Origin of the sequence: Sulfuricurvum sp., from assembly GCF_041651515.1 — a bacterium.
Classification (GTDB): Bacteria; Campylobacterota; Campylobacteria; order Campylobacterales; family Sulfurimonadaceae; genus Sulfuricurvum.
In genome coordinates, this window is the sequence record NZ_JBAZJF010000013.1 from 1 (window position 1) to 19,525 (window position 19,525).

At 45.1% G+C, this 19,525-nt stretch carries 26 protein-coding genes; 13 read left to right on the plus strand and 13 right to left on the minus strand.

Annotated elements, in window-relative coordinates:
- The 3 genes from WC407_RS14090 to WC407_RS14100 form a co-directional block, all read right to left on the minus strand.
- Positions 1 to 794: LamG domain-containing protein (locus tag WC407_RS14090; protein WP_373023319.1), on the minus strand; the 794-nt coding region annotated here is incomplete at its 3' end.
- A gap of 29 nt (positions 795 to 823) precedes the next feature.
- Positions 824 to 1,273, minus strand: a complete 450-nt coding sequence (locus WC407_RS14095) for a hypothetical protein (protein WP_373023320.1) — start codon at positions 1,271 to 1,273, stop codon at positions 824 to 826.
- An 11-nt stretch (positions 1,274 to 1,284) separates the two neighbouring features.
- A complete protein-coding gene (locus WC407_RS14100) occupies positions 1,285 to 3,444 on the minus strand; it encodes a hypothetical protein (RefSeq protein ID WP_373023321.1) in 2,160 nt (719 codons plus the stop codon).
- Between the two features lie 404 nt (positions 3,445 to 3,848).
- Between WC407_RS14100 and WC407_RS14105 the strand changes: the two genes are divergently transcribed.
- Positions 3,849 to 3,992 carry an HNH endonuclease gene (locus tag WC407_RS14105; protein WP_373023367.1) on the plus strand — a complete coding sequence of 48 codons (144 nt, stop codon included), beginning with the start codon at positions 3,849 to 3,851 and terminating at the stop codon, positions 3,990 to 3,992.
- Positions 3,993 to 4,014: 22 nt separating this feature from the next.
- On the opposite strand, the gene WC407_RS14110 is transcribed toward WC407_RS14105, so the two are convergent.
- The 10 genes from WC407_RS14110 to WC407_RS14155 all read right to left on the minus strand — a co-directional run bounded on the left by WC407_RS14110 (position 4,015) and on the right by WC407_RS14155 (position 12,172).
- On the minus strand, positions 4,015 to 4,614 hold the full coding sequence (locus tag WC407_RS14110; RefSeq protein WP_373023322.1) for a hypothetical protein: 600 nt from the start codon (positions 4,612 to 4,614) through the stop codon (positions 4,015 to 4,017).
- A gap of 152 nt (positions 4,615 to 4,766) precedes the next feature.
- Entirely contained in the window at positions 4,767 to 5,081 is a 315-nt protein-coding gene (locus tag WC407_RS14115; RefSeq protein WP_373023323.1) for a hypothetical protein, read from the minus strand.
- Between the two features lie 31 nt (positions 5,082 to 5,112).
- Positions 5,113 to 5,517 (minus strand): Bbp16 family capsid cement protein, encoded by a 405-nt coding sequence (locus WC407_RS14120; RefSeq protein WP_373023324.1) that lies wholly within the window; start codon positions 5,515 to 5,517, stop codon positions 5,113 to 5,115.
- Positions 5,518 to 5,567: 50 nt separating this feature from the next.
- The gene (locus WC407_RS14125) at positions 5,568 to 6,614 is read right to left on the minus strand and encodes a major capsid protein (RefSeq protein ID WP_373023325.1); all 1,047 of its coding nucleotides are present in this window, start codon (positions 6,612 to 6,614) and stop codon (positions 5,568 to 5,570) included.
- A 39-nt stretch (positions 6,615 to 6,653) separates the two neighbouring features.
- Positions 6,654 to 7,391 (minus strand): hypothetical protein, encoded by a 738-nt coding sequence (locus tag WC407_RS14130; protein ID WP_373023326.1) that lies wholly within the window; start codon positions 7,389 to 7,391, stop codon positions 6,654 to 6,656.
- A gap of 48 nt (positions 7,392 to 7,439) precedes the next feature.
- Complete coding sequence (locus tag WC407_RS14135) at positions 7,440 to 7,799, minus strand: hypothetical protein (RefSeq protein ID WP_373023327.1); 360 nt, start codon at positions 7,797 to 7,799, stop codon at positions 7,440 to 7,442.
- Positions 7,800 to 7,907: 108 nt separating this feature from the next.
- Positions 7,908 to 9,626 carry a portal protein gene (locus WC407_RS14140; protein WP_373023328.1) on the minus strand — a complete coding sequence of 573 codons (1,719 nt, stop codon included), beginning with the start codon at positions 9,624 to 9,626 and terminating at the stop codon, positions 7,908 to 7,910.
- Between the two features lie 256 nt (positions 9,627 to 9,882).
- Positions 9,883 to 10,068, minus strand: coding sequence for a hypothetical protein (locus WC407_RS14145; protein ID WP_373023329.1), 186 nt, complete (start codon positions 10,066 to 10,068; stop codon positions 9,883 to 9,885).
- Between the two features lie 8 nt (positions 10,069 to 10,076).
- Positions 10,077 to 11,660, minus strand: coding sequence for a hypothetical protein (locus WC407_RS14150; RefSeq protein ID WP_373023330.1), 1,584 nt, complete (start codon positions 11,658 to 11,660; stop codon positions 10,077 to 10,079).
- Positions 11,657 to 12,172, minus strand: a complete 516-nt coding sequence (locus WC407_RS14155) for a hypothetical protein (RefSeq protein WP_373023331.1) — start codon at positions 12,170 to 12,172, stop codon at positions 11,657 to 11,659. The genes WC407_RS14150 and WC407_RS14155 overlap by 4 nt, the downstream gene beginning before the upstream one ends.
- Before the next feature lie 377 nt (positions 12,173 to 12,549).
- Between WC407_RS14155 and WC407_RS14160 the strand changes: the two genes are divergently transcribed.
- The 12 genes from WC407_RS14160 to WC407_RS14215 all read left to right on the plus strand — a co-directional run bounded on the left by WC407_RS14160 (position 12,550) and on the right by WC407_RS14215 (position 19,510).
- On the plus strand, positions 12,550 to 13,203 hold the full coding sequence (locus WC407_RS14160; protein WP_373023332.1) for a hypothetical protein: 654 nt from the start codon (positions 12,550 to 12,552) through the stop codon (positions 13,201 to 13,203).
- The gene (locus WC407_RS14165) at positions 13,184 to 13,690 is read left to right on the plus strand and encodes a hypothetical protein (protein WP_373023333.1); all 507 of its coding nucleotides are present in this window, start codon (positions 13,184 to 13,186) and stop codon (positions 13,688 to 13,690) included. Before WC407_RS14160 ends, WC407_RS14165 begins: the two co-directional genes overlap by 20 nt.
- A gap of 48 nt (positions 13,691 to 13,738) precedes the next feature.
- Positions 13,739 to 14,272, plus strand: a complete 534-nt coding sequence (locus WC407_RS14170; RefSeq protein ID WP_373023334.1) for a DUF6166 domain-containing protein — start codon at positions 13,739 to 13,741, stop codon at positions 14,270 to 14,272.
- Positions 14,262 to 14,756, plus strand: coding sequence for a helix-turn-helix domain-containing protein (locus WC407_RS14175; RefSeq protein WP_373023335.1), 495 nt, complete (start codon positions 14,262 to 14,264; stop codon positions 14,754 to 14,756). The genes WC407_RS14170 and WC407_RS14175 overlap by 11 nt, the downstream gene beginning before the upstream one ends.
- 172 nt (positions 14,757 to 14,928) lie before the next feature.
- Positions 14,929 to 15,303, plus strand: a complete 375-nt coding sequence (locus WC407_RS14180) for a hypothetical protein (RefSeq protein WP_373023336.1) — start codon at positions 14,929 to 14,931, stop codon at positions 15,301 to 15,303.
- Positions 15,304 to 15,319: 16 nt separating this feature from the next.
- On the plus strand, positions 15,320 to 16,162 hold the full coding sequence (locus WC407_RS14185; protein WP_373023337.1) for a glycosyltransferase family 4 protein: 843 nt from the start codon (positions 15,320 to 15,322) through the stop codon (positions 16,160 to 16,162).
- Positions 16,163 to 16,172: 10 nt separating this feature from the next.
- Positions 16,173 to 16,364, plus strand: coding sequence for a hypothetical protein (locus tag WC407_RS14190; protein ID WP_373023338.1), 192 nt, complete (start codon positions 16,173 to 16,175; stop codon positions 16,362 to 16,364).
- A gap of 62 nt (positions 16,365 to 16,426) precedes the next feature.
- Positions 16,427 to 16,768 (plus strand): hypothetical protein, encoded by a 342-nt coding sequence (locus WC407_RS14195; protein WP_373023339.1) that lies wholly within the window; start codon positions 16,427 to 16,429, stop codon positions 16,766 to 16,768.
- 182 nt (positions 16,769 to 16,950) lie between these two features.
- A complete protein-coding gene (locus WC407_RS14200; RefSeq protein WP_373023340.1) occupies positions 16,951 to 17,274 on the plus strand; it encodes a DNA-directed RNA polymerase subunit alpha C-terminal domain-containing protein in 324 nt (107 codons plus the stop codon).
- On the plus strand, positions 17,258 to 17,458 hold the full coding sequence (locus WC407_RS14205) for a hypothetical protein (protein ID WP_373023341.1): 201 nt from the start codon (positions 17,258 to 17,260) through the stop codon (positions 17,456 to 17,458). Before WC407_RS14200 ends, WC407_RS14205 begins: the two co-directional genes overlap by 17 nt.
- Entirely contained in the window at positions 17,448 to 18,335 is an 888-nt protein-coding gene (locus WC407_RS14210; RefSeq protein ID WP_373023342.1) for a YqaJ viral recombinase family protein, read from the plus strand. The genes WC407_RS14205 and WC407_RS14210 overlap by 11 nt, the downstream gene beginning before the upstream one ends.
- A gap of 14 nt (positions 18,336 to 18,349) precedes the next feature.
- Positions 18,350 to 19,510: a recombinase RecT gene (locus WC407_RS14215; RefSeq protein WP_373023343.1), complete on the plus strand. Its 1,161-nt coding sequence runs from the start codon at positions 18,350 to 18,352 to the stop codon at positions 19,508 to 19,510.
- Positions 19,511 to 19,525: the final 15 nt, after the last annotated feature.

Below are 19,525 nucleotides of genomic sequence, written 5' to 3' on the forward strand. Positions count from 1 at the left end.
GGAGGCTTTATTAAAAATGAAGCAGAATCAGAAAGAATAGCACCATCAGCAAAATCTCCTCTTATTCTTGATGATCTAAAAGTAGATATCTCATTAACAACAATAGATTCTGATACACTAAATGAAGGAGGAACATAGACAGCTTCTGTTCCTGCACCTGAATTATAAATAAAAGCTCTTTCGAGTGCTGTAAGAACATGAGTATAAATTCTAACATCATCTATCAATCCATCCCAACAAAGACTTGCTCCAGCATTGTAACCAGAACCTATTGCCATCCCAACAGTAGGATGAGCAGCTAATGTCGTTCCAAGTGCTGGAACTGATTGTTTTACATTATCAAGATACAATGCTGTTTCAACTGCTGACCATGTAAAAAGAAGCCAATGCCAATTAGTATCAGCTAAGGCACTATTGGAATAAGCATTAAATGATGATACACCATCTTGAATTTGACCTATTAATTTAGAATCACTTGCTCTTAATCTAATTAGAAAATCTCCAGCAACATTTCCAGCAGCATTTCTTGCAACAATATTTCTATCTGTTGCAGGAGTATAATCATCTGCTTTAAACCAGGCACAAATTGATCCTGCTGCTGCATTAAAAGATTGTAAACCTATATTAACATAATCAGAAGTTCCATCAAAGTTTAATGCACCACTTATTTTTCCAGCTACATGTAATTGTGCCGTAGTATTGCCACCAACAAGTGTTCCATTTGTTCCAACAGAAGCAACAACTGCAGTATTGGCTGCATTGTCATTTAATTTATAATGGGCTACTAAACTCATTGTGATCCTAACAATCTAAATTATTATCATTATGCTGAAGCAACATTTATAACTATCTCAACCATAAGAGTAGTTTCTGAATCAACTTCTAATTCTTCATCAGAAATAGCATGATTCAACATGTTCCCATGAGAATCAAAAATACCTGTTTCCCAAATTGAAACATTTTCAGTAAATGAAAATTCATGTGAAAATACGGCATTATAGGTTTCTTCATATTCCATTGTAGCTACTTCATCTGAATATAAAGTACCTAACTCTGTATCTGCTGATGAAGCATTTGTACTATTTGTTCCAATAGCAATGATACTAAAAGCTGCATCAGTATATTCATGCATTAGTAATTCAGCCATCTTTCTAAGACCAACAGTAGTTAGAACATTATGAAAACGTTTTCTCATTTTAATCTTATGAGTTCTACGATCAATAGTCATCATATCTACGTTGTGTGTTATTTTAAATCTTTCTATGTTACTCATTGTGTTCTCCTTTATACTTGTGCCCCTATTTGAAAAGTATGTTGCGTCGCGTTAAAAATCGGGTATGAATTCCCCTCTAAATAACTAAACTCCGGGATGTTATCAAACCTGATAATGTTACCATCAGTGAATCCATGGTCTTGGGCCGTGATTGTTAGATAGACATCGACATCAATACTGGTGATATAAATTGGATTTTCTCCCACCGTCACACCGCAGTCAACAAAATACGAATTTTCAAGAAGAAACTGTTTTCCCCCAGTGACGCAGTTTGCTTGAACAATGCGCTGACTCATGACCTCAATAAACCTGTACGCGCCGCGTTTAACCGTCATCCACAGTTCGTCATAACCATCGCCCGGAATCGTTGCGATTGATTCGATCTGGCCGACATCGTTCCCAGCTACGGTTCCTGTGTCGATCCAGAACCACGCCACGACCTCTTGATCGCGCATGTACGTCATTCCAAGGAGAATCCCATCGTCTCGCAAGCACCAAACAATACTGTCCGGATCCTGCTGATAGGCCATGTCGATGATTTCCCATTTATCAAATAGGTGCCGGGACAGGATATTAAGGTCTACGCCATCATAGGAATTAGAAGAAAATGCATAACTCAAATTCCTAATAACTTTTCCGATTGCTTGCACATAAATAACCTCGTTTCCAACAAGCACCGGATCGACCCCGTTTGATCCGCGGTATCCTTCGATTGTCTGCTCGAAACTCGTTGCATCAAGCCCGGTGCCTTGGTTGGCCCCGATCGTCCATTCTGACGAACTCGTAAATGCGATAAGACGTTGCATTGCTATGAGGCCGTTGATGGCGTTCAGCTGCCGGCTTGGCAGGCTTGTGGTGATGCCATCGGTCGCCAATAGCGGCGTATGCCTTAGGAAGCTGTCATAGACCCCTGTCTGGGTCATCCAGATAGTCATAGGCTCAGATGTATTCCCGGCAAGGCAAAATCTGTCCTGATAGAACCGGGCAACCGCTGGATATCCTCGATAATCGCTCCATGCCCCTTCGGCCCATGAAGAGGTGTAGGTCGTGCCACCCAGATCAGATAAAACGGTTGCCAAGACCTCAGAGGCGCTGTTAAACGTGTCTATCCTGACAATGCCTTCCAGATAATAGGCATCACTTGTGAGATCGATATTGGCCGTTCCGCTCACATAGTCGTAGAAACTTATCCGGATCAAGAAAGGTTCGGTGTTGGTGTCAACATCTTCGGTTCCGGATGTGTTCGCGTTGTAGTCGTCCGCAGAACTGAACGTGCGCAGAGTCGTCCATGTGGTTCCACCATCAATTGACTTCTCAATCTTAAATTTCCCCGTCCATGTCCCATGACTAATCAACCGCCACGTCGTAAAACACGAAATTGACGCACTCACAGCGTCAGACGTAAAGGCCTGCGAGATGGTGTTGCTTTCAACGTAATGCCGAAGTTTCCACAGCGCGCCTTCGTGAAGATCATCGAATATATTTGAATTGGCATTAAGCGTTACCGATCCTGTGGTATCACTTGCCATGATGTAAGTTAGGCCGTCAGTATTCTCGGCCCTGAACGGGCCGTCTTCCGGGGAATAAAGCTCAAGCCGCCAGTCTGCGTTCCCGTACCGCGACAACGTTCTGGTTTGGTAAGATTGATGAGTGATATAAATTACATCTGCCGAACTCTCGAAACTTAGACCGCGCAGATCGGCTTCAAGATACGGAGTCGGAACTTCATAAATTGTTTGGGCCGTCCAATAGGCGGTTTCCGTGTCCGGCTGTTGATTTGTTCCGGCTTGAATGGCGTAATACGTGACGGCGTTATATGTCGCGTAATCACCAATGGCATAGGCGTTGAGTGTCGACCATTCGTCTGGAACGTTGACCGGGATCACCGCCTGATCGGTGTAGAAACGAATGTACTGATCCCCAACCTCGAGAATGTATGCTTGAGTATCAGAGAAAACAAATCGTTTAACCAACGTTATCTTATCTGAATGCTTTGCGGTGGCAATATACTTCGTGCCTGGCCGATTGCTCGCTCCACCATGCGGATGAATGAGGAAGTTGCGGCAAGTCTTTAAACCCGTTCGATACTTTTCGATATCGACGCGAGGAAAAATCGCCGGACTAAATTCACCTCCTGCGAACGTCGGTTGAATGGGGTTTATGAGCGCCATAATTCTTGACCTCCATTAAATATTGAATTATAATATCTCAAACCAAGGAGGTTGCTATGGGACGACCAAGGGACAGTGAAAATAAAAAACCATCGTCTAAAATTAAGTGCACGTGTTCTGTGTGCGGAAAAGGATATCTTATTTATCCATATAGAAAGAAGTCCGGCTTTTGCTCTTATAAATGTTATTGGACTGATATGAAATGAAAAAAAAGCGCATTTAAGGGCAAGCATCACTCTGTAGAATCGCGCATTAAGATTGGTAAAAACACACGTAAACGATACGGGCCAGACAACCATGCATGGAAAGGAGGAAAAATTATTTTTGGAGGATATGTTCTTATTCGTTCTCCAAAGCATCCCGCCAGAAACAACATGGGCTACGTTCAAGAGCATCGGCTTATTATGGAGAAACACATTGGACGCCTTCTTATGAAAGGCGAGGTTGTGCACCATATCAATAAAAACAAGCTTGATAACCGCACAGAAAATCTTCAGGTGATGACAAATTCTGAGCATACAAAGTTCCACCATTTAAAAATGATTTAATAAACATCACATAATCATGGCATCAACCTCTTGCGTCGACCGTGGGATTGCTTTGCTCAGGCTTCGATTTCTTTTCGTAATGAGCAATTCTCTTTGCCTCATGAATATACGAAATATAAATCTGCATGAGTTCTTTTGATTTCGTACTGTCGCCGGTTAATTCAAAACAGATTGCGGCGGCTAATCGAAAAGAGAAGGCCATCATAAACTTTGGTTCCCACTGCTCCGGATCGGTCACGTTGTAAGAATATTCACAATAAGCAACGTCTTCGTCGTCGAGATTACAGCAAATTATTTTCTCTGCCAAGGTCGGATTGAAAACAACCTCAAACTGATTCTCTTGCTTCTTGGCAACGTTGTACGAATCGAAGATGTACCAGACCTTACACGCCGCCGCCGGATACGTATAAAAGCTGGCCCATTCAGGATAATCGTTTACATCGACGCCGGGATTGATTGTCATTTTTTCAATGACGTTACAGAACGAATACTTGAAATCGCTTAATACTTCATTTCGGCACGGCCCCCACTGTTTAGCGATCGCAAGCGCTGATGGATTGTTATTCGCTACGTCAACAGTGAGGTCGGTGATCGGTTTCATTCCGATGTGAGATAAAGACAAATTACAAACAGATGTCGTGTTAAGTGTGAGATCGGTGATTGGCATTTTTTATTTCGAGAGTTGCAGAGACGGCTTTTGACCGCCTCTGCATTTCTCGTTCCTTTTTTAGTCTAACTTTTTCACAGATCCAGCATCGTTTAGGCTTTGGCTTTTTATGGCCTTGGCCTTCGTTTAAGTTTTGGATTTTGTTTGGCATTGTTAGGAACCTTATCCGTTGTCATGATCCGGTCGATTTTTTGAATACCTGATCCATGCGCAAACCCGCCAGTAACCTCCCGGCTCTTTCCGGGATCCATTTCTTTGGGCTCTGTCCGATGCGGCTCTTTCGGTTCTTCCTTGGGAGCCTGATTCAACGGAACAAAGTGTTTCGGCGGATTTTCACTTGGATCAATATCATGAACGATCGTTCCTTCAATCCATTTAAGACCCCTAAACCCAAAACATGTTCTAACGACTTTGTAATCCATGATACATTCCTTTTTTCTACTTACTGCTTACTTATGCAAGCTGTTGTCCACCCATGTCAACGTCTTTGACGATGAACATGTCCCACTTTCCAGTCAACAGCGGGCCTGAGGCAATGGTTACGTACCCGCGCAGGTACCGTTCTGCACCCGGAGGAATACGGATCTTGTACTCTTTTCCAGCGACAAGAACAGCCTTTGCCACCGCGCCCGTTTCAACAAGTGTCGTTGCAGACGGGAACGTACTGTCATCATCTGTCTGTAATGCAAAATTGACAGTCGCCGATCCGCTTGCGGTGATGGCGGTATCAACACGAACGTGCAACCACGCGCCTTCATACGAATCGCCCGCTGCGATTGTATCAATGTAACTGGTCGACGCGACAGAAACAGTGCTTTCCTGCGCGTCTGCCAGTTTTAACAGGTCATCTAAAATCATCTGAGACTCCTTTATTGGTTTGTTAATAGTCAAACAACGCCATCCTCAAATTACGAGGGAGTTGTTGCTGTCGTGATCCGTGACTCAGTATTCAAAATACTGTCGATTCGACGACACGGAACGCCTTGGAATTTCAGAGTATCATCAGGACGAAACACCGGCGACCCTTTGATCTCTCCTACCGACAACCAGACGTTGCTCTTATCCAACATCTTGACGGCCAGCATTGTCTGAACGGTCTTGTTCATATAGAACACCGGACGAACTCCTGCGCGAGGCGGAAGGTTGCCCAGGGCCATGACCATCATCTTAATGATGTTCGCTGACGTATCCGATGTATCTCCCGCAGTAAGCAGGGCCGAAACATCGATGTTACAAATACGAACAACGTAACGGTAATCGTCAACGGCAATCCCGCCTTTCCACTGAAAACGAGACTGGTAGACTTTCAAAAAGTACCCGCTGTTATTCGGATCACTGATTGTGATCTTTCCATCGTCTTCGTGAACAAGGCCGGCCTTTGACCCTTTCGGATAAATGCCGTAAACCTTATTCGGCGCCCAACCAACGAGCCAAATCGAGGTGTTGTCCGAACCTATACCGCCGCCATCAATCATCTGCGATGACGTGGTGTAGGTCGTTCCAAGAGAGAAGTATCGAGACGCGAGTCCGTCAAACTGCTCAGGATCGACAGAAACGTTTCCGTAAATCAACGTGTCGCTCATCGTGTCTGACAGACCTTCGATGTGCCCTCTGTCCTGTGAAAAACGGAACGCCTCAGTGTTTCCATTTAACGACGCCAAATCGCAGTCGATATGGCTCAACGATTCCAACATCCCGCAGGTGTTGGTAATTTGTCCGACCGTTGACTTAGATGCTTGAATACCTTTATTCAGGCTTCTCCAAGTCCCGGCAGGTTTACTCGTCCGAATAACAGACAAATGACCTGTCGGAAGGTTACCCTCAATCCACGGAATGTCATCCAAGATGTCGTTGTACTCCTGTAAAACCTCAGCGATCATCGGAATCTTTCCCTGAGGATCGGTTGCTCTCGCTACGTCAAGCAACGTTGGGAAAATTGCTGATAAAGCACCCATGTGTAATCTCCTTTAGTTTTTCCTCCGACAGAGACGAATCTATTCGCTTTTCCCTTCCATAGAAGGGTACATTTTCTTTAGATCCGGCCCCTGAAACGAGGAAGGATGTGTTTCTGGATCAACAAAAGAATCTTCGCTTATCATCTTACCGACGCGGCTAAAAAACTTCACCATCTCAGGGTGATTCCCCAGCCCGGTATCATCCAAGACTTCTCGAAGCCTTACTGACCCGAGTTTATCAATGGCGCGCGCCCCATAAGACAACACTTCTTTCAAAGACGCTCCGTGATCTTTTTTTGTTTCTTCTTGCCATTCACTCACTGTTTTCGCAAACTCACCGGCCATTGCCTTGGAAGACTCGGCCTGCATTGCCTGAACGCGAGTCGCGTAAACATCGGCGATCTTTTGAAACGCTTCCTGCGAAACCTTGTTTTCTTTCAAGATCGGTGTCAGGCTATCAATCAATGCCTGATCAACCTGCGTCCCTTCCGGGACTTTCACAGAATACGTTTCGGGCACTCCACCTTCGCCCTTTTGAGCGCCAGATTCTCCTTCTTTTCCTTTTCCTCCATCTTCACCTTGGGCGCCGCCGAGCAGGCTTTTAGGGCCTTTCTCGCCTTCGCCGCCCTTGTCTCCACCCTTAGCCGCAGCTGCGCCTTGAGCGCCCCCTTGGGCCCCTTCTTGACCAGATTTAGCCGCTTCTGCGCCTGATGCCGGAGTCCCAGCTGGCGTTCCTGCCGGGGTTCCTGCACCTGCTTGTTCGTTTTCTCCTGCCATTGTACTACCCTCCTTTTGCGACTAGTAGACCGATTCCGTAGACTGGGCCTATTCGTCTTTTGGTTCTAAAATATCTTTTTGCTCGATATATTCTTCTTCAACGAGTTCTTCGCGCTTTAATTCCGACGCATGCTCACGTTGCATTTGAGTGAACGCCGCCGGCTTTGCTTCAAACACTAAATTTAACAGCCAATGACCAACCCACTTTATTCCCGTGTTCCTTGTTGTTTCATAGCCAGAATCGCCGGGGACGTACCCATCAACGAACACCTTACAGATCGTCAGGATCCACCAAACCAGTCTGCGGCCTTCGGGTAAATTCAGAATTACCCTAAGATCGTTTAGTCTCCGCTCACGAACCCTGCTTTCTTTTTCCTGCGGGCTTTCGGGCTTTCTTTTTTCGATCATTGATTTGCTCACGTTCCTCTATCGCCTGATATATCAGTATCATTGCGTCTTGATAGTGTCCTTTTAGAACACAATAAATAATACACCGATCTATTTTTTCGATTCGTTTCATTGCTGTGCCGGTACGGACTCCCTTAAAACGTCTAACGCCGAGTTCTTCCCGAGTTCTGTTTCAGACATGGTCTTCCCTGCCTTTGCGGCCACATCGGACGCCGCGAGCGCTTGCTGGGCCTGCGCCTGTTGTGCCCTTGACGCTCGCACTTCTTCAACAAACACCGGATCGTTTAGGATTTTTTCTGGTGCACCTTCCATATCAGCATACAATCTCACGGCCTCATCCCAATTGACAACATCAACAATATTCGGATTAACCGGCGCTAATTGCCCGATAAATCCAATAACCTTCTCGATTTTTTCAGTGCCAACCGCCCGCTGCATCTGGGCTAAAATCGAAATGTACTGGACTTTGACCTCTCGTCCTTCTATCTCAGAAGGAGGCTGAGGGATCATTCCGTTATCATCCATGATTCCATACAACAACGAAATAACGTCCGCCAGCATTTCTTCATCAAGCTGATTTAAGATGGGGCCCATCAGCATGATCTTTTCCTGTTTCTTCTCAGCGACCTCCATTGCCGTCACCTGACCATAATCAATTGCCGAGATCATGGTGAACAGGTCAGTAAAAAAGTGCCGATCAATTGCGGCCTTGGTGTCGTTAATGGCCTCGAGAAACGATGCAATATTGGGATCAACCTGATACGACGCCCGCACGCCAGCGTTTGGAACACTCGCGGAGGTTTTTGTCACTCCGCCGGGGAGGAGATTCGGGTGTCCTTCTACGCTGGCGTCAGATTGAACCGGCGGGTTATGGCTTTTCGCCTGCGCCATCAATTTATCAAATTTCGTTTTCTGTAACTCCCGAACATCCCCAAGCGCCTCCCATCCCGGCCCGAACCCATAAATAATATCTGTTGTTGGAACACTCCATCTCGGGGCAACAACGGGAAATCGTTTGTACCCACGGACATCTAAAAACTTTCCTTCATCGCAATTGCCCTCTTCCCAGTACACCGATCTAAACGGCATCATCGTAAACTGCGGCATCATTCCTGCCGGGTTCTCATTAGGCTCAATCAAGTGCCGGACAATATGTGGTCTGTCAACCTGATTGGATTCCCAGTCTGCCTGTACTGTCGTAGGACAGTTCTTAAGCCCAAACGTTGAAACCATCTGACCAACCGTCATTTCAAACGATCTTGCAAATGAATTCACCCGGCCTGTTTTGTCAATACCAAGAAAATACTCTCCGATCGTAAAACACCGAGATCGGATAACGGTATTAAAATCTTCAAGGAGAATAAAGCACCCAGTCCCAAACGTCAGTAACTCTTCATAGATATTTTGAAACGTGCCGTAGATATTTGATCCGCGCAGAATATCATACATCCGCTTTTGTACCTCATCCAGCCACAGGCGAACATTCGGCATTTCAGATATCTCACCGTCTGCAATCATCAGCTTAAACCATGGACGATTCTTTGATGTCATCCCAGAATTTAATCCAGACGCGCTTTTTCTGATGGAGCCGGTCGCGTGAGAGTCCAGAATGATCTTGTGATCAATCATCTGCCCGCGATCCTTTTTTGTTCCATCGAACAAGCCGCGCGTAGGATTTAAAAACTTAGACAGATCCTTCCACGACGTTGTGTAATGAACAGCCTTATCTTTCATGGCGTTGAATCGCTTTTCGAACTCTGCCTTCTTCGATACGCGATTATTGCCGAACTGCTGGCTTGTAGGATTGTCGTACATTGATTTAACCATCGTTATGCCCCCAGCTTGGTTTTGCCGCCCATTGATGAATACATACCTTCACCGGTGGTAAGCACGCCTTTCGGAGAGGTTTTGATTGTAGACGCAAGCCCTGCGCGCAACCGTTGTAGACGCGCCCTTCTGCTTTGCTCTGCCGATTGAGTAGACGTCTCGTCCGGGGTTGGAACGGGCGCCGGATCCGGTGGCGGCAATGCTTTGGGCGCCTCAGGAGCTTTTGGTGTTGATACGCACATGTCTATCTCCTTTTTTATTTTTCCTGCGACACGCCTGCTTGATGATTCTCCGTCGCAAAACTGACGTCATAATCCCTGTCAATGTTTCCTTCATGCAGACACATCACCTCAGCTAATTTCTTTTTAGCCTCATCACGATTCTTGGCGAATAGTTCGATGATTGCATTGTTCATTTTGTTTTTCATACAGAATAAAATCATGGTCTCTCCTATTTTTTAACTGTGTGTAAATCAAGCCACGCCTGTGGCCTCTTCTGTACAACCTGAGCCAATGGACTTGACGGATTATAAACAGCCGTGCGACTCTGCTCCTGCTTTGTCGACAACGGATCATACGTCTCGGGGGTTGATTCAGTCAGGTCTTTGAACTGCCGCTGGCTCTTATTCAGCACCGGCTTGGCAAACGTCAGCGCCAGCGCATCGCCATCATCCGGTGACTCGATCCCGCGGGCCTGCATATCGTCCTTTGACTCTAAAATCAACTTCCCGGCGTTGGGCCCGGTCTGTACTGAATAGGCTTCCGGGGCGATTAGATCGGTGCATAAATCCTGTTCATCAGGAATCGCGCCGCCTTCTTTGAGCCATTGCTTTGTTAGCCCCCACATTTCGGCGCGTTTATTGGCATAGGTAGGATCGTCCGCGGCCCCTCCGAACGCCACTAAAATCCATTTGCGGCCCATTTGTTTGCCGGCAGAGAAAAGCCCTGTGCCATAACCAAAATCAATAAACACCGCATCGGCCTGATACTCATCCTCAAACCGCGCCAGATGCCCGGCCACCAAATAATCATCCTCGTCTTTGCGGAACGTCGCAAGTTTACGGCTCATCAGGCCTTGTCTGAGATAAATCTTTGTCTCATTTGATCCGCTCCACGCGCGGTCAACTCCGATCACGACGGCAGAAAAATTATACATTGACGGGTCGAGGTGTCGACCACGAGCCGCATTGACAATATCGGATGGAATAAACTGATGATCAGATGCGTGCGGGAACTCTCCCTTAACACGGACACGCACGAAGTCTGAGTCTTCACCATAGTCGTCAATCCATTTCTGAATCTCTTTCTTATTGGTGATAGACACGGTACGACTATCAATCTGCTGATGGATCCATCTATGCCGATGTAAATTAAAACAACTATGGAATCTACCCTGATTGCGTGTAGGGTTTCCGAATGCAAGCCAAATAATCTCTGTGTTCTCATCGGTCAGGGCCCCTTCGGTGACTTCCCAAATCTGATCAATAATTGCCGATCCTTCGTCGAAAATAACAATAATCCGCTTTCCCTTGTTGTGCAGGCCCGCAAACGCCTCTGTTTTATCTTTCGACCATGGAACCATGTCGATGCGCCACGTCTTTTCATGCTCCGGATCAGACGAATAAATTGATGTGGCGGTGAGATTGAACCAATCTTTGGTGATACACATGCGATGCCATTTTGCCAACTCAGACCACGTTTTGGTTTTCAACTGATTCTCGGTGTTGGCTGTGACAACGCCGCGGCAGTCTTCGCACGTTGACATCGCCCACAGAATCACCATTGCAACCAACGCAGACTTCCCAATCCCGTGACCTGAGGCGATGGCGTACTTGATGGCCTCTGCAACGGTCATTTTGCCCGCGCGTAAACGCTTAGAAATCTCTTTAAGGACATCGGCTTGCCAATCCAATGGTCCGCTGAACAATTCTAAATCAGTGCCCTTCTGCCCCCACGGGAACGCATACAACACGAACTGATCAGGATCGAGGGACAGGGCACCCACCTGCTGAACTATTTCTTCTTCTTCGGTCATGTTTCTCGCTCGCTGAACACCCTGAGCGCAGGATCAATTCGGCTGCGCGCCTCTTTGATCCGTTCAGAGATATTAATAATCACATTGACATTGCCGGTTTTTTGCTCGCCAAACTTTTTGGGAAGAACTTTTGAGAGGTACCATTTGCGAGTGTCAACCCGAAGCCGAGACCTGTCCAGAACCTCTCGGTTAGGAACCTCTTCTTCTTCCCCTGATCGTTTATGAATAATCATCCAATCGTTTGTTCCATCGTCGGCGATATCCAAACAGTCGTCAAATAAATATTCTGCCTGCAACTCTCGAGCACGCGCGTAATTGTTAAAAAACGCCTCGTGTTTGCCGTCTAGCAACCAATTATAAACAGAGATTCGAGTCGGTAGATGGTCGTCTCTACAAATATTGAGCAGAGATTCTCCGCTGGACAGTCTTTTGCATATTTCATCCGCTATTTCTTGAGAGAATTTTGACGGTCGGCCACCAGTGTTTTTTTTCTGTTCTTCTTGTTCGGGCACGGCGGCTCCGTTCTTTGGTGTGAAATTTTGAAATGTTAAGGAAGTTTTTGGCGTTGCCCCTTACTCGCCATGTTTGAGTAACTGATAATTTCATATTTTTTGATGTGTGTCAATGTTTTTTTGTTTATTTTTTTAGACACATTGTTATTTTTTTAGTCATTCCACGTAAAACACAAAATTCTGTTTTTTTAGTATGCATTACAAGAATTCTTGACAAGTGATTAACTGGTGATAAAATAAAAACATGGTCAAGGTAAATATCCACAAAAAAAGATGTCTTTATTCAAATCCCCCGACGGGGAAGGTGTTTTATCACACCAGTGCCTTGACCAGCCAGAACCGTCCGGGGGATTTTTTATTTACGATTGAGAGATAATGTGCCAAAAGATCCTGCTGTTTTATTTTACACATCAGATTTTATCAGTGGAACACTGACCATGTCAGATGAAGATGTTGGGAAATATATCCGTCTTCTTTGCCTCCAACACCAAAAAGGTCACTTGACCGAAAAAGACATGCTCTACATATGTAGTACATATGTAGAAGATGTGTATGAAAAATTTGAAATAGATGCGGATGGTTTGTACTACAATAAACGAATGGAAAATGAGACAAAAAAACGTAAAAAATACTCTGAAAGTAGACGAAAAAACATCCTAAACCGTTACAAACAAAAGGGGATAAGTGCTCCTACATATGTAGCTACACATGTACTACATATGGAAAATGAAAATGAAGATAAGAAAGAGGGGATTGTTAAGGGGAGAAAACAAACCGCGCGGCCAACAATAGAAGACGTTAAAAACTACGCTGGCGGTGTTGGGCTGATTATAGATGCCGGGGCTTTTATAGACCATTACGAAAGCAATGGATGGAAGGTTGGTAGGGCGCAGATGAAGGATTGGAGAGCCGCAGTTAGGAATTGGTGCAGGAGAAACACAAAACCACAACTAACAAACGCCCAGAAACAAACATTGGCAAGTTTAAAACAGTTTGACGAAAGGATGAAAAGTGACGCAGGACATATTTAAAAAAATGTTGGCATTGTTTTTTCAATCGTTTCCAAATAAGGTTATTGATCTAAATCTATGTTGGGAAATGCTGAAGGACATCCCGGATAATCAATTTGTGGCATCGGTAAAAAAAATTATGGCGACAAAAGAAGAAATCAATCAAAGCACAAACATCATCGCGCTAATAAGAAAAAACGCCATCGCGCACAGTCTGCCGTTGCCCGCGGATGCGTGGTCCGAGGTTTTATTGGTCGTTTCGCGAGTCGGGTGTTATGGGCAGCCAGAGTTTTCACATCCAGCGATTGGGCGCGCAGTTGACGGGATCGGGTGGCGGTCAATTTGCATGTCTGAAAACATCGGAATCGAGAGGGCGCACTTTTTTAAGATTTACGATCAAATTGTCCAACGCGAAGAAAAAGAGACTCTTATGTCCGAAGGATTGATCGAGGATTCTGAAATGAGAAAGACGGTTTGCTTTTTAGCGGAAAAACTATCAATCGGATAAATTTGACAAAATAGCATTGGTGTGTCATAATACATACATTACGACGAGATGGGCGCAGAAACACAAAAACAATCAAAGGACGAGACAATGAAGATTAAGGGAGAAATTACGGACGGGCGTGTTTGGGTTGATGGTAAAGAACTTTTTGCTGGCAGAAGCTTGGACGTGCTGCGCCATAACCCAGATGGCTTTATGTGGGGATATGAAGGATCCGGGCCGGCCCAGCTGGCCTTGGCCCTGCTTTTACTCGTCACGGGGAACAAGACCGCCCTTGAACACTATCAGGAATTTAAACGAGAATTTGTGTCGAAATGGAAAGACGACTTTGAAGTGGAGGTCGACATCATCGCGTGGCTTGACAAACGGTGCCCGGTGAAGACGTTTTATGTGACGTTTGGTCAGGTGCACGTTCATAAAATCAACGGGAAAACATTTGATAAGGATTGCGTGGCCAGGATTAAGGCGCGGGATATGGGAGAGGCCCATGACATGGCTATGGCGCTGTTCAATGGTGTCTTTTGCTTCGTGAACGAAGAGCCGCACCTTGAATTTTATCCGCGGGGGATTATTGATGCCGCGTAAAGAATATACTGCTACACAATTAGCAAAAATAGCAGGCATAAGCATGTCTCTCATTTATTTTTATCGGAACGAAGGACTGCTACCAATGCCGATATATGAAAAAAAGAAAAGGCGTTCCGGGAAAAGAAACGGTGGAATATCTTCGATATACACCGACGATCATCTTAGGATAATAGAAAAAATCCGTGGATTGACAAAGAAAGGATTTTGTGTCGAAACCATAAAACAATCATGGAAAACGGAGGTACGAATGGATAAGTTTTGGATGGTAATGAATTTAGAAAAAACCGGCGAGAGTCGCATGCCTACGCACGAACACACGTCTTTTGAAGACGCGGCAGATGAGGCCGGGCGATTATGCAAAAAAGAAGGGTGCGCGTTTGCGATCCTTGAGTGTATTGGATTTGTACAGCAAAAAGAGAGCCCGGTTGAATTTGTTAAAGTCCATACCCGGGATGAGGGACTCCTGGCTACTGTCCTATAAGTAAAAAATAAATTAGCGGATGGAACGCCGGGGGCCCGTACCAGCCTCCGCCGCAGACCCACGAATCTAGGACGTTGTAGGGCGTGCGAGTGTTAAATCCTAGTGTCGGTGTAGGAACCTCAAGCCTCGCCGGCAACACCGTTTCATCCGCTCCATTTTGGAGGGAAAGGACATGACAAGAGGAATGAGAAAAAATAACAATCATCTTGAAAATTTTAGAATCCATGATGGAGAGCTTGGTTCAGACAAACGGTTTGGGATGTGCGGAGCCTTTAAGATCCCATTTGAAGGCAATACGATTTGCATAATTGCAACCGATGGAAAAGGATTTATTCCACAATGGGAGCACGTCTCTGTTTCCCTCACCAATCGATGCCCCAATTGGAAGGAGATGTGTTTTGTAAAAGATTTGTTCTGGGGAGAGGAAGAGGTTGTGATGCAGTTACACCCAGCGAAGAGCGAGTACATCAACCAACATCCACATTGTTTGCATTTATGGCGGCCGGTTAAAGAACATATTCCAAAGCCACCGTCTATTTTTGTTTGACTAAAGGAATTAAAAAATGGACACTCATGAAATAATAACTGACATTGACCATGGGCGGCATTTTGATTTAGTTAATGACGCCGTGTCAATGCGGCGTTTCACTGGTTATTTTCTCTTCGTTGGAGCCCTGCGTGACTATAAGGGCATTCATTTTTTACTCGACGCATGGAAGCAGTTGCCCGGTATAAATCTGAAAATTGTCGGAGAAATATTGCCAAAAAATAGATCAATGATTAAAAATCATCTTGGAACAAACATTGAATTTGTAGGAAAAAAATCTCAAACTGAAACATTAAATTATATACGAAATGCGTACTGCGTGATTGTTCCATCGTTATGTTATGAAACTTTTTCACTCGTTATTGTTGAGGCATATTCATGTGGCGTTCCGGTCATCGCCAGCAATATCGGCGCTCTTAAAGAGCGAGTCATTAACGGGAGAACCGGCATCTTATTTAATCCGGGGGACAAAAACGATCTTGTTAGAAAATTGAGACTTTTGATCGACAACCCGGATTTGGTTACTGCGATGGGGATAGAGGCATACGGCCAGTATAAGCAACTTTATAATCCAGATCGGAATTACGAAATGTTGATGGAGGTTTACGAAAGGGCCATAAAAATATCAAAAGGAGGGGTCATGGACGTTCCTATAAATCCATTAATTTATCAACAAGTTGATCCTGCCCATATCGAAGAATATATTGCTCGCGGAAAAAGAGGAATTGAAGAAGCAAAAAAGGGAAACAGAAAAATAATAGATGGAGTTGAGTCTTTGAGGCCGAATGGGGGCTATGGCGGATTAGGAGATTTCGCTTCTTATGAATATTGCATGTGGCAAATAGAGAAGAAGCCATAAAGGACGTCACATGTCAAAAGAACGATTCTGCCCATTCTGCGGGACAAGGTTGGCCGAAAGAAACCCAAATAAATACTGTTTTGCCCACACCATGATTGGAGCAAACGCGGATCACATAAACTTTCGTATGCGGCAAGCGATCAATGAAAGAAACCGCAGAAAAAAGAGAATCGCCGGCGCAACCGTTGAAAAAATCATTTGACATTTTACAATATATATATTATGCTCTTGTTAAGAATCCGGGAGCAAATAAGCGAGGCAAAAATGATCTACGGAAAACGATATGACGTTATGTTTAAAGGAGAGGCCATCGCGGCTTTCAACACAAACAAAGAGGCCGAAGATCACGTCAGAATAATTCGTGCGTGTATGCCTGAGGCTTTTGGATCCCATAGCCCCGGTTCTACGCCGCTTTCGATCAGGGTCTTTGACTTAGATCGCGCGCGCGTCATGTTCGAAAGAGCAAAAGCATTAGAAAAATTTGACAAAGCGTTTGACATGAATGCTTTTTTATCTTTCGCGTATAAATTATTAAGCGACGAGATTAACGGAAACGTTGAATATCAAAAAGAACTTGGGGCTTACATAGGGGCGTTTTATCCCTAAGACAAAGTTAATGCGCGGGTGTCGGAATAGGTAGACGAACGGGAGGGATGAAATTAAGCCTCCCGCGGCTAGGCCAAGAACACAAGGCCATGCAGGGTGACTCTACAATGCGCAGACGACGGCGTCCCCCGTATCTGCATTGTCAAATCCCTGTCCCGCGCTCCAATTGGATGGAGAAAACAATGGACGTTGAATTGAAAAGGTTAATTCTGGCAAAAAGAAAAGCCGAATGGCGCTTGCTTCGTATTAATGAGTTAATAGCGGACTGGATGGATAGGCTTCCCCACCTATCTTATTTTCAATTTTCGGCCAGAACGTTCAATGCGTTATGCAGTGCCGGTATAACGGAGACGCATCAGTTGATCATTAAAACGCCACCGGAACTATTAAGCATTCGTTGTTTTGGGAAAAGATGTTTAGAGGAGGTCGAAAACGGATTAAGAGAAAAAAACTTATCTTTATTTGAGACAAACAAAAAAAAGGATGAGGATGGAGAAAGACGTTGAAGAATTTTGCGCGTATCTAGCGAAAGTATATGTAAAACTAATGGCGCTTAAAATCCCGCCTCCGAACGTGAACTGCTGGATGGCTCAGGCAATCATGATGTTTTACATGCAGAAGACAACAAACATGAATCTTGAGTTTGATAGCATTATAAAAAAAATTAAAGGAGAATCTCATGCCGAATGACAGAATGAACTATATCGGGGCCAGCGACTTTCCGGCCATTATGGGCATGAGCCCGTACAAAAGCCCGTTGCAATTATGGGCAGAAAAGACCGGCCAGCTTGAGCCGGACGATCTTTCAGACAATCAGGCTGTTGAGTGGGGGACTCGACTTGAGAGAATCGTCTCACAAAAATTCAGCGACGATCACGAAGTTAAATTGATCGCACGTAAAACAAGGTACGTCCATCCGGAACATTCTTTTATTTCATGCGAACTCGACAATATTATTGCCGGGACGGATGAGTTGGTTGAGATTAAAACCGTGAATGCTTGGGCGTGGAAACAATGGTCTGATCCCGATGAGCTGCCGGCCCATGTTATTGTGCAGGTTATGGTTCAATTGGGTTTATCCAAACGAAAAATTGGATGGGTTGCCTGTCTCTGCGGAGGCCAGAAATACATTGAGAAAAAAATCGAATTTGATCAAAAGTTTTACGACATCATCATTGCTTCCGGCGTCACATTTTGGAAAATGGTTGTTGACCGAACGCCTCCGATCGCAATGGGCATGGACAATAAAGACGTTGTTCTGCGCTTGAATCCATCGCACACAGATGAGGTGGAAGAGGCTAATGATATGAATGATCGGATCCGTTATCTGCAAGAGGTTAAGATGCACATCGAAAATCTTATCAAAGAAAAAGATGACCTTGAGGCGATTATCAAAGAACGAATCGGCGGGAAACTCGGAATCGTCACCGACATATATTCGGTTACTTGGAAATCACAGAAACGGCGAAGCGTTGATACGGTCGCCTTAAAAGTAGACATGCTTTATGACCGATATTCCAAAGAAACCGAAACGCGGGTGCTTAGGATAACTAACGCAAAGAAATAAACGGAGGAAAAAAGATGGCCAAACAAAACGAAGTTGCCAAACAGGCAGAAGAACAAGCGACCGATGGAATCGCTTCAATCGAAACAATAGTAAAAAAGTCTCTTAAAACGCTGGGCGAGGCCATGCCTTCTCACATGAACCCAGAGAGGCTTGTGAGGATTGCATTAACCACGCTGCGGTTAAATCCAAAACTGTACAAATGCACCCCTCAATCTTTCATGGGAGCGCTTTTCCAATCTGCGCAGTTAGGGCTTGAACCCAACATTGAGGGGCAGGCATACATCATCCCATTCAACAACAGCAGGAAAGATCCGGCGACTGGAAGATGGAACAAAGTTCTGGAAGCCCAATTCCAAATTGGGTATAAGGGGTACATTGATTTATTTTATAGGCACAGCAGCGCAGTAAGTCTCGACGCGCAAGAGGTGAGAGAAAACGACCAGTTTGATTTTAAGCACGGAACGAACGCTTTCTTAAGACACAAACGACTGCTCAAAAACCGGGGCGATGTGATTGCCTACTTTGCGATTGCCGTATTAAAACATGAAGCAGAAATTTTTCATGTGATGAGCGTTGATGAATGTATGGATCATGGCAAAAAGCATTCTAAGTGCTGGGTGACAAAAGAATGGGACGAAGGGAAAAAATCTTATGTCGAAGTCAAAGCTCCGTATTTTTTGAAAGATACACCTTGGGCGACAGACCCGGGATCTATGTGCAAAAAAACCGTGTTGATCCAGTTGATGAAGCTGCTTCCTAAGTCAATTGAATTGCAAAAAGCGGTTGCCATGGACAACACAATCAAAACCGATGTAATGGCCGACATGAGCGTCGCAAAAGATAACACCAATTGGGAGGCGGAAGACGCCGTTTTTGATGAAGACGCAAAAACCCAAGAGCGTGCCCCAAAAGAAACAAATGAGAACGTCGGGCCTACGACGCCACCCCCTGAGACAGGTTATAGGAAAGAAGGCCCCCAAACGCCCAACGACGGGCCAACTGTCCTCTATATCAGCGAACCACAACGAAAACGATTGCTGGCAATCGCAGGATCAAAGGGACACAGTCACGACCAAGTAAAAGAGTATCTATCTTTCCATCACGAGATTGGCGCAACATCAGAAATCCCGATAAGTAAATATGAAGAAATCGTCGCACATTATGAAGCTTTGTAGAGGGAGGCTCCCCCG